The sequence below is a fragment of the Acinetobacter sp. X9 genome, from assembly GCF_054889255.1.
In genome coordinates this window covers 2,331,682-2,344,831 of the sequence record NZ_CM142679.1, presented here as the reverse complement: position 1 = coordinate 2,344,831, position 13,150 = coordinate 2,331,682, and the positions used below count along the sequence as shown (strand labels likewise).

General features: G+C 37.0%; 12 protein-coding genes. 11 read left to right on the top strand and 1 reads right to left on the bottom strand.

Annotation, left to right across the window (positions count from 1 at the left end; translation table 11 throughout):
• The first annotated feature begins 24 nt into the window (after window positions 1-24).
• From tagF to ACYU0V_RS11105, 10 genes are all read left to right on the top strand, one after another.
• Window positions 25-984 carry a type VI secretion system-associated protein TagF gene (gene tagF, locus ACYU0V_RS11150; RefSeq protein ID WP_014206363.1) on the top strand — a complete coding sequence of 320 codons (960 nt, stop codon included), beginning with the start codon at window positions 25-27 and terminating at the stop codon, window positions 982-984.
• Between the two features lie 2 nt (window positions 985-986).
• Window positions 987-1,754 carry an OmpA family protein gene (locus tag ACYU0V_RS11145; RefSeq protein ID WP_461847461.1) on the top strand — a complete coding sequence of 256 codons (768 nt, stop codon included), beginning with the start codon at window positions 987-989 and terminating at the stop codon, window positions 1,752-1,754.
• Between the two features lie 16 nt (window positions 1,755-1,770).
• Window positions 1,771-2,034, top strand: a complete 264-nt coding sequence (locus ACYU0V_RS11140; RefSeq protein WP_004793184.1) for a PAAR domain-containing protein — start codon at window positions 1,771-1,773, stop codon at window positions 2,032-2,034.
• A 148-nt stretch (window positions 2,035-2,182) separates the two neighbouring features.
• The gene (tssH, locus tag ACYU0V_RS11135; protein WP_461847460.1) at window positions 2,183-4,864 is read left to right on the top strand and encodes a type VI secretion system ATPase TssH; all 2,682 of its coding nucleotides are present in this window, start codon (window positions 2,183-2,185) and stop codon (window positions 4,862-4,864) included.
• A 22-nt stretch (window positions 4,865-4,886) separates the two neighbouring features.
• Window positions 4,887-5,981: a type VI secretion system protein TssA gene (gene tssA / locus ACYU0V_RS11130; protein ID WP_461847459.1), complete on the top strand. Its 1,095-nt coding sequence runs from the start codon at window positions 4,887-4,889 to the stop codon at window positions 5,979-5,981.
• 16 nt (window positions 5,982-5,997) lie between these two features.
• Entirely contained in the window at window positions 5,998-7,362 is a 1,365-nt protein-coding gene (tssK, locus tag ACYU0V_RS11125) for a type VI secretion system baseplate subunit TssK (protein WP_005076735.1), read from the top strand.
• A gap of 17 nt (window positions 7,363-7,379) precedes the next feature.
• Entirely contained in the window at window positions 7,380-8,186 is an 807-nt protein-coding gene (gene icmH, locus ACYU0V_RS11120) for a type IVB secretion system protein IcmH/DotU (protein ID WP_002114531.1), read from the top strand.
• Window positions 8,187-8,198: 12 nt separating this feature from the next.
• A complete protein-coding gene (locus ACYU0V_RS11115; protein ID WP_373883152.1) occupies window positions 8,199-8,822 on the top strand; it encodes a hypothetical protein in 624 nt (207 codons plus the stop codon).
• A gap of 4 nt (window positions 8,823-8,826) precedes the next feature.
• Window positions 8,827-9,780, top strand: a complete 954-nt coding sequence (locus ACYU0V_RS11110; protein ID WP_032003326.1) for a M15 family metallopeptidase — start codon at window positions 8,827-8,829, stop codon at window positions 9,778-9,780.
• A gap of 17 nt (window positions 9,781-9,797) precedes the next feature.
• Window positions 9,798-10,955: a winged helix-turn-helix domain-containing protein gene (locus ACYU0V_RS11105; RefSeq protein ID WP_461847457.1), complete on the top strand. Its 1,158-nt coding sequence runs from the start codon at window positions 9,798-9,800 to the stop codon at window positions 10,953-10,955.
• A 38-nt stretch (window positions 10,956-10,993) separates the two neighbouring features.
• On the opposite strand, the gene ACYU0V_RS11100 is transcribed toward ACYU0V_RS11105, so the two are convergent.
• The gene (locus ACYU0V_RS11100) at window positions 10,994-11,449 is read right to left on the bottom strand and encodes a GNAT family N-acetyltransferase (protein ID WP_174724732.1); all 456 of its coding nucleotides are present in this window, start codon (window positions 11,447-11,449) and stop codon (window positions 10,994-10,996) included.
• A gap of 112 nt (window positions 11,450-11,561) precedes the next feature.
• On the opposite strand from ACYU0V_RS11100, the gene pdxR reads away from it, so the two are divergent.
• A complete protein-coding gene (gene pdxR / locus ACYU0V_RS11095) occupies window positions 11,562-13,037 on the top strand; it encodes a MocR-like pyridoxine biosynthesis transcription factor PdxR (protein WP_461847456.1) in 1,476 nt (491 codons plus the stop codon).
• Window positions 13,038-13,150 lie beyond the last annotated feature (113 nt).

The window sequence follows — 13,150 nt, the reverse complement described above, 5'->3', positions numbered from 1 at the left end:
CTCTATGCGAAAGGAGGAGCAATAATGCAAACATTAAAAACAACTCCTTTGTATTACGGCAAGAGTCCTGCACGAGGCGACTTTTTAAAAACAAAAGGTCAGAATGCTCTAATACAGTTGCTTGATCAGTGGATTACTGAAGCATTGGAATACGCAATGCAATCAGGCAGCTTTAAAGAAGCTTATAACACGTTACCTTCACTGGATTTCTTTATTGCGAATCCGAAAGAAAATATGTTTTTAGCGGCAAATCTTCTCGCAAGTGAAGATAGTTCAGGTCGATCTTTTCCAATGGTACTGAGCCATTTGTTAGAAATTGATTTACCGTATGATAATTTGTTGTATGCGCCTTATAGTTATAAACATGTACTCGTTGATTTATTTCAAAACAATCGTGCTTTAAAAGGAATTAAAGATTCAGATCTGTTACTTGGAAAATTAGGTCACTTACAAAATCAAATTCAGGTTTTAACTGAACGTGAATGTGTAGGTTTCTATGAAAATCATACGATGCACTCATTTGCTCAGTTAATGAAGTTAAGTATTTATGAATTAGCTCAAAGTATGATTGGTCTGGGATTATTGCTACAGCCAATTTTACAAAATGGAACCAGTCGGTTAAATAAAGTTTTAATTTTACCTATTAATAATCCTGCTTACAGTTATGAAATAGCAGCATTTTGGGTCAGTATTATTTGCCGTTTTTTAAAAGAACATAATACTGAGGTGCTGATAGGTTTGCTACATCGAGAGCAACCCGTATTATTCTTTGGTTTTCAAGGAGCTGATATTTTAGCCCTTAGCGATATTTTTACTCAGAATATGGATAGTAAACACTGGGTTTCTTTAATAGAAGCACAATGGATTGATACTTATTTGGAGCAGAATGCTGGTTTAGCTACGCTAGAACAATCATTATGCCAACGCCAACTAAGTTTAAATCAAGGTTTAAAACTATTTAGACAGACTTTTTTGGGTGAATAATAATGAATCAACGAAATCAAACTAAACTTTCACAGTTCATAAAAGGCTGTTTTATCTATGCAATCGCTAACTATGCTTTAGCTCAGCCGATTGTCGTAGAAGGTGTGGTTCCTAATGAGGCGAGTAAACAGGCTATCTTATTAAAAATGCAGTCTGTTTATGGCGCTGATCAGGTTGTAGATAAAATACAAGTGAGACCCGTAGCTGCTCCTAATGGTTGGAGTGACTCGGTAACTCGAGTGATTACGCCTGATCTTAAAAAGGTTTCACAAGGCAAATTAAGCGTAAATGGTACTCGGTTTGAGTTGAGTGGAAAAATGCTGAACCCAGCAGATATTCAGCCTACAATTCAATCTTTTCAAGGATTAGTGCAGCCACCGTACCAACTGTATTCACAATTATCAGTCAATCAGGCTGAGCAGAAAATCATTGACGACGCACTTAAAAATCGAATTATTGAGTTTGAATCTGGTAGCGTAGTTTTAACTGATGCAGGTCAAAAAATTCTAGATGAGATGGCTATTGCCTTAAACAAAGTTGGTGGCAAGAAAGTCAAAATTATTGGTCACACTGATAGTTCTGGCGATGCGACTAAAAACTTAAAACTTAGCCAAGACCGCGCATTAGCAGTTAAAAACTATTTAATTAGTAAGAGTATTCCTGCCGACCATTTATCTACAGAAGGTTTAGGTTCATCTAAGCCAGTTGCAGATAACACTTCTCCGGAAGGAAGAAAGAAAAACCGTCGGATTGAGTTTACTGTTCTATAAATATAAGGAGAAGAACATGGCTAGCCCTTACATTACGATTGGATGCCCAACAACTGGTGGAGGGCAAGTCATTTCAGGAAACAGTACATTTTTAATTGATGGAATTGCAATTGCTTGTGTAGGAGATAAGGCAACTTGTCCGTTACACAAAACGGTTTCTACGATTGTATCGGGAGATCCAAATATGCTTGTCATGGGAAAATCCGCAGCCCGTGTAAATGATTCATTATCATGTGGCTGTAAATTATTGCCAAAACAGAGTTTAGTTAATCAAGGATAAGGATAGAGATATTTTTATATAGATATAAATATCTACTAAAACATATTAACGCTTGAAATGATGAGTAGTTTGTCTGATAAAGCTGAATTTTGTTAATATACAGGCATTATGATTTTAAGCATTAAATTATTTAAAAATATTGAGAGTAATGATGAGTAATTTAAAAATTTTAATTACAAAACTTTCTACAGTTGCACGAACTGCCTTAGAAAAATCGGCTAATGCTTGTGTTATTCAACAAAATTACGAAATTGAAATTGAGCATCTATTTTTAGAATTACTTAATCAATCTTTAGAGAATGATTTAAAAATTTTATTAAAGAAATATAAAATTTCATCTGAAGCTTTAGCTGATGATCTAAAAGAAACAATTTCTCAATTACCAAAAGGTAATACTCGAACTCCTATTTTTGCTAAATCTATTGTTCGTTTGTTTGAACAAGCTTGGTTATTAGCTTCGGCTGAACAAAATCCAGTTATTCGTAGTGGTCATTTATTAGTTGCTTTATTAACTGCGCCTGATTTATATCAAATTGCCACTCGAGCTTCGAGTTTATTTGACCTTTTACCGATTGATTCCATGAAACACAAGTTTCTTGAAATTTGTGAGAAGAGTGTTGAACAACAAGATGAAACAAAGACATCTTCTGATCAAGCTGAACCTACAGACACAACTGTAGCAAATACCAAAGTAGCTAAAACACCTGCACTTGATCAATATACGATTAATCTCACTGAAAAAGCGAAAAAAGGCGGTATAGATCCAGTTATTGGACGTGAATATGAAATTCGCTTAATGCTCGATATTTTAATGCGTAGACGCCAAAACAATCCGATCTTAACCGGAGAGCCAGGTGTTGGTAAAACAGCTGTAGTGGAAGGTTTGGCTTTAAAAATTGCTCAAGGTTTAGTACCAAATACCCTTAAAAATGTACATTTACATGTGCTTGATATGGGACTTTTACAGGCGGGTGCAAGTGTTAAAGGCGAGTTTGAAAACCGTTTAAAACAGGTTATTCAAGAAGTTCAAGCTTCTACTCATCCTATTATTTTATTTATTGATGAAGCGCATACTTTAATTGGTGCAGGTGGACAAGCAGGGCAAAATGATGCTGCAAATCTTTTAAAACCAGCACTTGCACGGGGTGAGTTACGCACAATTGCTGCGACTACTTGGGCAGAATACAAACAATATTTTGAAAAAGATGCTGCATTGAGCCGACGTTTTCAGGTAGTAAAAGTAGAAGAGCCAACTGAAGAAGTTGCAGTAGATATGTTGCGAGCGATGATTCCAGTCATGCAGCAGCATTTTAAATTGCAAATTGATGATGAGGCGATCGTTACTGCAGTTCATTCTTCACATCGATATATTAGTGGCCGCCAACTTCCAGATAAAGCAATTAGTGTGCTTGATACGGCTGCAGCACGTGTTGCGTTGACTCAAAATGCTCAACCTGTAAAGCTTGATCAGTTAAAGGCTCAAGAACATAACTTAAAGCTTGAACAGCAAATTTTAGAAAATGAGCATCGTCAGATTCCAATTCATCATGAACGATTGGAAGCTTTAAAAGCTAATTTACAATCTTTGCAAAAAGAGATCCAAGAAACCGAAGAGCAGTGGCAAAAAGAATTAGAACTTGTCCATAAAATTCAAGAGTTAGAAGCACAGAATCATGCTAATGAGTCTGAAGCTTTCGATCAGATTAATTTACTGCGTAAAGATCTTGCTGAAATTCAAGGCCAGCAACCATTAGTATTTGAAAGAGTAAATTCTCAAATTATTAATGAAATTATTTCTGATTGGACCGGAATTCCTGTTGGAAAAATGGTTAATGATGAAATTAAACAAATATTGACGCTTGAAGATAAATTGGGCGAGCGTGTAATGGGGCAAGATTATGCACTTACACAATTAGTTCAAGGCATTAAAACTTCAAAAGCAAAACTTGAAGATCCTAATAAGCCACAAGGGGTATTTCTTTTAGTGGGACCGAGTGGTGTAGGTAAAACTGAAACTGCATTAACTTTGGCAAATGAGTTATATGGTGGTGAGCAGCATTTAATCACAATTAATATGTCTGAATATCAAGAAGCGCATACGGTATCTTCATTGAAAGGTGCGCCTCCAGGATATGTGGGATATGGCCAAGGCGGAGTTTTAACAGAAGCTGTTCGCCGTAACCCGTACAGTGTTGTGTTGCTTGATGAAATTGAAAAAGCTCATAGTGATGTTCAGGAACTGTTCTATCAAGTATTCGATAAAGGTACTTTAGAAGATGGTGAAGGTCGAGTAATTGACTTTAAAAACACGACTATTTTGTTGACTTCAAATGCTGGTTCAAGTGCCATTATGCAGGCTTGCTTAAATAGACCTGTAGAAGAATGGCCTACAGCTGAAGAGTTGATCGACCACTTAAAACCAAGTTTATATAAACAATTTAAGCCTGCATTTTTAGGCCGAATGAGAGTTGTACCTTATTTCCCACTGCATGATGATCTACTTGTACGAATTATTAAACATAAGCTAGGCAAAATCACAGCAAGAATTGAGAAACAATACGGAACACAAGTCCAGTATTCTGATGATTTGGTAGAGCTCCTCTTAAGCCGTTGTACAGAAGTCGATAGTGGTGCGCGTAACGTTGATAATATTTTAAATTCTACAGTGTTACCTGCATTAGCTACAGAAATTTTGGTGGCTTTAGCAGAGCAAAAACTAACAAAAGTTATCATGATTGATGCTAAAGATGACGAAATTCAATATGTACTAGACCCAGTTGTAAAAGCTGCTAAAAAAAGGACTAGTAAAAAATTGAAGTCAGAAGTTTAAAATTGAATAGAGCTAAAATTAGATGAATATTGATATTTCTGAACTACTCGAACCCATTAGTGATAGTTTGCCTTGTGGTGATGACTTTTCGTTTTCTAATGAATTTCATGAAATTAAAAAAGCGAAGACACAAGATGATCTATTACTAGATCAAGGTGATTGGGTTGCTGAGCGCAAACAAGCCGATTGGGACTTTGTAGCAAAGAACACGAGTGTTTTGCTAAAAGATAAAACAAAAGATATCCGTCTATTAACTTGGCTCTTAGAAGCTTGGGCTCATCTTTATGGTTTTGAAGGTATGGCTAAAGGTTTAACTTTAAGCCATACCATGCTGAATCAATACTGGCAGGAAATTCACCCTGTTATTGAAGATGATGACTTAGATCAACGCATTGGTTTATTACAAGGTTTAATTAATCAACTTCCGATGTTGTTAAAGAAAGTTTCTTTAACTAATACGGTTCCTTATTATAATTTACTTGATTACGATAATTTTCTATATCACGAAAATGTTCGCCGTAAACAAACTGAAGAGTATGACAGCCAGTCGGGACCATCTGAATTAGAGCAATTCGACCAAGCCATTTTTAATACTTCTAAAACTTTTCAATATTCTAATTATCAAGATTTTAGTTCAGTCTTAACCGAGTGGGATGTTTTAAAACAGACTCTTGATCATTTAATGGGATTAGATTCGCCGAGTTTTGCTGCTATTGATTCGGCATTTGAGACTATTCACAGCACATTACGTAAGATTTATAAAGCAGAAGCTTTTGGTACAGGGCTTGCGCCAATCCAAGAACAAGCTACTGTTATCACGAGTTCATCTATGGAAAATCAAGTGCCTGTACAAGTTGTTTCAGATCAGCCAGCTTTTCAGCCTCAAGCACAAACGCACTTGGCTAACCGTGAGCAAGCAATGAAAGTATTGCAAGAAATCGCAGATTACTTCCAAGCAAATGAACCTCATAGCCCTGTGAGCTATATGCTTCAAAAAACAATTAAATGGAGTCAAATGCCATTACACGAGTGGTTAGCGCAAGTCATCAAAGATGAGCATCCATTACAAATGGTTCAGGAAATGTTAGGTGTGCAGCCTAAAAATGAATATGAATAAAGATTGGTAAAGACATATGTTTAAAGCTGAAAAAGTCCTGTGGGGCGAAGGTTTATTTTTAAGACCTCAACATTTCCAAATTCAAGATACCTATCATGAACAACGCCTAAATCATACGGTTCGCGCAGTTGTACCTTTTTCGTATGGTATTCAAAAATTGAGTTTCGATGAGGCTCAGTTGAGTACGCATATTCTTGCTCTTGAGTCTGTAGAGATGATCTGGCAAGACGGTGAAATTTATCAGGCACCGGCATATGATCTATTGCCTGAACCAATTTTATTAGATGATCTTAATTTACGTGGTGAGATGCTAATCTATTTAGCATTGCCGCTTTTACAAGCAAATAAGCAAAATCTAATTGATCAAAACCAAGCGCAAAAGGGTAGATATCAATCTCACCTTGTCGAAACGCATGATCTATTTACGAATGCTACCGAAGCAGATATTAGTTTGCTACGCCGCCGTGCTGTTTTTAAATTATTAGATGTACATAGTAATCCAGACCATAATTTAGATGGTTTCTTATATCTGCCGATTGGAAAGATTAAGCGACAAAGCTCTGGCGCTTTTGAAATTGACCGAAAGTTTATTCCACCAATTTTGCATGTGGATGCCTCTGAATCACTCATTTCAAACTTAAAAAGAACACTGAATGTGATTAAGGCAAAAATTAAGACTATTCAAACCAATAACCGAGAAAATGAACAGAAGTTAATTGAATTCCGTTCAGGTGATATCGTTTCATTCTGGTTAGTAAATGCCTTAAACACAGCTCATGCTGGCCTAAATCATTTTGTGCAATATCCACAAATCCATCCAGAACGTTTGTTCTTCGAATTGTTACGTTTAGCAGGTTCTTTATTAACCTTCTCGACGGCTTATGATGTTGATCAGTTGCCTGCCTATAAACACCATAATTTACAAGAAAGTTTTTCGCAGTTAGACACGATTCTACGTGATTTACTCGATACGATTATTTCGAGTCGTTACATCAGTATTGCACTTAAAGAAATCCGCCCTTCATATTGGGTGGGAAGTCTTGAGACCGATAAGATTACTCGAGATACTCGACTTTATATTGCAGTATCAAGTAGTGCAATGCAGACACATGAGTTGATCCAGATCGTACCTTTACGATTCAAGATTGGTAGCACTTTAGATGTAGAGCAACGTGTAGTTGCTGCATTACCTGCAATTCCATTGCATCACTTGATTCAGGTTCCAACAGCGATCCCAGTACGTTCTGGTGTGAGCTATTTTGAAGTTGAACCGCATCATGAATTATACCAGCGCATGTTAGATTCAGAGACGATTTGTATTTATGTTCCGGCTGGCTTCCAAGATATCAGTATTGAACTGATTGCTGTTATGAACGCTTAAAGGTAAAGGAGAGAAAAATGTCACAATCCACTGGTGCTCCTTCTTTATTTGACGATGGGCAAATTGGAACGGGTGGGAACAATAATAGCCAGTCTCAGGCAAAGCTACAGGCAATCAATCTTATTGATTTATTGCATGATGGCTTTTATTTAGTTTTTTTGATTCGAAATCAGTATGTGCCGGCAGATGCTCAGCAGTTTCGTGAAAAAATCTTAAATTTACTCAATCAATTTGAGCAGCAAGCTAAAAAGTTGCAATTTTCAGCTGATGATATTCATGATGCTAAATATGCATTTTGTGCTTTGATTGATGAAACAATCGTAACGCAACAAGACCCAAGCTATTTTAATTTACAAAATGCTTGGTTAATTAGCCCATTGCAATTGAGCTTGTTTGGTTCTCAGTTGGCTGGGTATCGTTTCTTTGAAATTTTGGAGCAATTGCGAAGTCGTGGAAAAGAACGTCTAGCTGCGTTAGAGGTATTTCATTACTGCCTTTTGCTCGGTTTTCAGGGTAAGTACCGAATTGAATCTATTGAAAGTCTCAACCACCTAGTATCAAGAGTGGGTGATGAAATTGACTATTTAAAAGGGAAAAAAGTTGCGTTTTCGCCGTTCTCGGCAATTCCCGATCAAATACGAAATATTATTCATCGCGAAGTACCTTTCTTTTGGATTTTGATCTTTTTATTGATTTTTGCATTACTTACCTTTGCCGGTTTAAGATTTATGCTGAACAATCAAAATGATAAAGCATTATCTAACTATCAAAATGTGATTTCTGCTCCTCAAGAGCAAGCACATATTACAATTTATTTACCTTGATGATGGAACGAAATGGCTCAGGAAAAACCAACTTCTATTCGAGTTTTACAATCGAATAAAAAAAAGCCGAAATCACCAGTACTTTATATTGTGATTGGTGTGATTGCAGGGGTGTTTGTCAGCATCTCGCTATTCCTGTTCTTGTCTCAACCGAATTCGCCAGAATCAGCAGCAATTGAGAGTAAATCAACGGAAGAGCAAATTTTAAATCAAGATGCTGCACATTCTTCAGATGAACAAAATCAGGTTGCTGTAAGTCAAGATAACGAGACGGACTCAATGAGTCGTGATGGCTTTGAACAGCCAAAAGATAATGAGTTAAGCAATATTTTTAAACCTGTTCCGCATAAAACTGTTGCTACGAATGAACAACGAGTTTCACCATTTGATGAACAGCTAACAGGTGAAAAGAAAGTTCAGGTTGTACCTCAGCTACAAACGGGTGCAGCTAAAGCGGCTCAACCCAAAATACAGCCAGCTCAGCAAAAACCTGTGAGTAAGCCGCAGCAGCAACAAGTGGCGCAGGCTAAACCTGTAGTTGAGAGTAAAGCTCCAGCCGAACCAGAACCTGAGGTTGAGCCACCTAAGGCATCGGTAGATATTAAAATTACACGAAGTCCTTTTGCCGTGAATTAATGAACTGATGATCTTTCTCATTTTCTTTTGCTTTACATGTTTGGCAATTGGTTTAGCGTTTTTAATGTCTTATGAACTCAGGAGTAGAAGCAAAGATTTTGTTTTGTCATTACTGCCCCAAGGGCGTAAACAGCTTAATCAGGTTAAACAATTTGCTCAAACCATGAATCAGGCAGCTGCTCCTGAAAAATTACAATCTCATTGGCATTTACAGCAATGGTGGATTGTAATTGCAGGCTTTTTCTTGTTTGCCAGTATATTAGTTTTTGCTTTTACTCGTCCTATTAGTTCAACCCGAATTGAAGCTGAATATCTGAAAAAAACAGATCCTCAAATTTATGCACTTTTAAATGGTGAAATATTATCACCACCGCCAGAAGTAGATGAAAGTCTAATTGAAGCCGCAATTGTTGAGGCCACCCAGTTAGAGCAGCAATATTCGTCTCAAAATAGTGGAGCTATTAATTCTTCACCGATTGATAACGCCAGTTTCGATGGTCGAGCTATTCTGGACACAAATTTAGTTGATCGTAAATGGGACAAAATGAACCCACGCTATAAACAGCGTTTACTCATGGTCTTTAAAATCATGAAAGAACAATATGGTTATGAGTTGGTTTTATTAGAAGGCTATCGTAGCCCAGCACGTCAGAATATGTTGGCGGGCAATCCAAATACGACTAGAGCGAGAGGGTATCAAAGCTATCACCAATTTGGTTTAGCAGCTGATGTAGCATTTAAGCGAAATGGAAAAGTGGTTATTTCTGAGCGAGATCCGTGGGCAATGCAAGGCTATCGATTATATGGGCAAGTCGCCGAATCGGTTGGTTTGACTTGGGGTGGACGTTGGAAATCTATCCAAGATTATGGGCATACTGAGTTCCGAATGCCGGGCTTGAGAAAAACTCAAGAAATGGCAGAAAAACTTATTGCTGAAAGTTCGAATGATATAAGTTAAGAAATTAAGGATTTTCTATGACTTCTTCTTTGAAACAGCTCACTTTATTCAATCAAGGCCTAGGAAAAACCAGTCGATTTGCAAAAGGCTTGGAAGGCACTTTACAGGCGATTGAGCATTTAGGATATGTACAAATTGATACCATATCGGTTGTAGAGCGAGCTCATCACCATATATTGTGGAGTCGAGTACCTGATTATGAGTTAAGTCATCTCAATAGTTTGGTTGGTGAGCGGCAGATTTTTGAATATTGGTATCATGCCGCATCTTATCTTCCTATGAAAGATTATCGCTATGCATTGCCTGCCATGATGTCTGTCAGGAACGGAGAAAGCCGTTATTTCAATAGAGGTGATCAACACCTTATGAATGAAATTTTGGCGCGTGTTCGTGCTGAAGGAAAAATTCGTCTACGTGATATTGATAAAAATAATAAAAAGAGTTTGGGAAACTGGTGGAATACCGGACCAGGCCGTCGTGCTTTTGAGCAGTTATATATGCAGGGTGACCTGATGATCTGTGAGCGCAACGGAATGGAAAAGGTCTTTGATTTGACCGAGCGCTGCTTGCCTGAAAATATTGATTTAAGTATGCCTACGCTTTATGAATATGCGCAGTATTTATTTAATAATACGCTTCGAGCACATGGTGCATTTACATGGAAACAATTAGTTCATCTAAAGAAAAATGATTTAAAAGAAATTATGCGTGTCGTTCTGAAAGAACATATTGATGCAGGTGTTGTATCAGCAATTAAGCTTGAGAAAGGTCAAATGCTATATGTGGAGGTCGCTGCATTAGAACAAAAGTTTAATACTGAGTTCGGTTTAAAAATACTTTCACCTTTTGATAATTCTCTTATTCATCGTGACCGTTTAGCTTCTTTATTTGAATTTGATTACCGCATTGAATGCTATGTACCAGCGGCCAAACGTGTATATGGTTATTTTTGTTTGCCGATTCTATATCAAGACGAGTTAGTCGGCCGACTAGATTGTAAAGCGCATCGCTCTATCAAAGAGTTAGAAGTAATTAGCCTACATTTGGAAAAAACAGTAAAAAATAAGGAGCTCTTCTTCTTCGAACTGCAACAAGAGCTCAAGCGTTTTGCTGTGTTTAATCAATGCTCAACTATTAATGACAAAGTGATTAAGCTTATTCGTACTAAAATTTAAACACCAAAAGCACTCCAACTTTTGGTGTTTTCATCTTTTTAGTTCAAAGGCATACGATATTCAATAATTCCTGGTTTTTGTGCAATCCAGTCATAAAGCTTTTGCGCTGTTACATTGGTTTCTTGAGTATGCCAATATAAACGGTCACAGTTGTGTTTGATTGCTTGCTTCTGCACATATTCAATGAGTTGCTTACCAATATGCTGTCCACGAACTTCAGGTGAAACATACAGGTCTTCTAGATAACAGTAATTATTTTCTGCCCACGTTGAACGATGAATAACATAGTGCACAATTCCTAAAACCTGCTCACCTTGTTTAGCAACGGCACAGTACATAGGTTCATTCTCATCGAAGAAACGTTCCCATGTTACTTTTGTGACATGATGGGGTAAATTCACTTGATAAAAATTTTGGTAAGCAAGCCAATACTTTTCCCATTGTGAATAATCTTGCTGCTGAACAGGAACGATTTGAAGATCTTGATTTTGCATAATAATTACACTCTGTTTTAAAGTAATAAAAAATCGACAACTAGAGTGTAGTTTTGATAGTGGTATTTTTATAAGATACACTTTTGATATTTTTTACAGTACCAGTTTTAATATGGCAGCTCCGATTTCTGCATCTTTTCCACATTTAATTTTGCCAAAAGGCCAGATTAAAGATGGACTATATACGGCTTTGCGTGATGCAATTTTAGATGGAAGGCTAACTGCCAGAACAAAATTACCCTCAAGTCGTGCTTTGGCAGAGATGATGTCAATTTCAAGAAATTCTGTATTGGCGGCTCTTGAACGATTACTAGATGAGGGATATTTATTTACCAAACCAAGTTCAGGTACCTATGTTGCTGAGGTTGTGCCGGATCAGTTAATACATGTTCAAAAAAATTCAAAAGAAAAGTCTAAAAATACTCATCGTTCCTTAAATATTAATCCGAATATTGAAGCTTTATTGGATTCATGGCGAAAGCAGTCATGGTTAAGTAAAAAGAAAAAGATGTTTCATGTAGGGGTAGGCTGTATTGATTTATTTCCTCATCAACTGTGGGGCAAGTTATTAACACAAGCTTGGCGGCAGTCGTATTATCAGCTTGGTCAATTTTACGACCCACGTGGCTATCTACCTTTGCGTCAGGCAATTTCTGAATATGTTCGCTCCACTCGAGGCCTGAACTGCAACGAAGAGCAAATTATTATCGTAAACGGAACGCAGCAAGCTATTCATTTAATGGCCTATGCCTTACTTCAAGCAAATGATGAAGTCTGTTTGGATGAGCCGGGATATGATGCAGCTTTTAAGATTTTTCGAAGTTTTGGTGCGCAGATAAATTTGATCGAGAGTGATGAGGAGGGAATGCAAATTTCTGACATTACTGATCATTACTTCAAAAGCAAACTGGTCTATACAGCACCTTCACATCAGTTTCCTTTAGGGGGAACTTTAAGTTTAGCTCGCCGTTTTGCTTTATTAGATTGGGCAAACAAACAAGAAAAATGGATTTTTGAAGACGATTATAATAGTGAGTTTCGCTATGGCACTCACCCAATTCAAGCACTACAAGGTTTAGATCAGCAGCAAAGAGTCATTTATTCTGGCACTTTTACCAAGATGATGTTTCCAGAGTTTCGTTTAGGGTTCATGGTTGTACCTGAAGCATTAATTGAAACCTTTAGTGCAGCTAAATACTATACTGATGTACGAAGTTCATATTTAGAGCAGGTCGCTTTAGCTTTATTCATTCAACAAGGCCACTATGCTCGACATGTACGTAAAGTTCGAAAGGCATGCTATGAGCGTCAACAAGTATTAATTAACGCTATTAATGAACACCTCTCAGATGTACTCGACGTTCAGCCAACAGATTCAGGCATTCATCTTATATGTTGGTTAAAAGCACCATGGACAGAGCAGGAGTTTATTTCTTATTGCTCGGCATTGAACTTAGAGATTCAACCTCTATCAAGATATTGTCAACTTGAGTCGAAAAAAGCAGCAGTTCTGTTGGGCTATGCTGCACATCAACCTGAGGAACTGATAGAAAATATTAAGAGATTAGCCATCAGTATCAAAAAGTAAAATAGCTAAACTTTTCAAAATAATATCTGGATTTTAGAGCGATTTTATTTTTAATGAGAAGGGCAAAATATTTATTCGATTTTAATATTTTGATGAAATTTTAAAAAATTTAA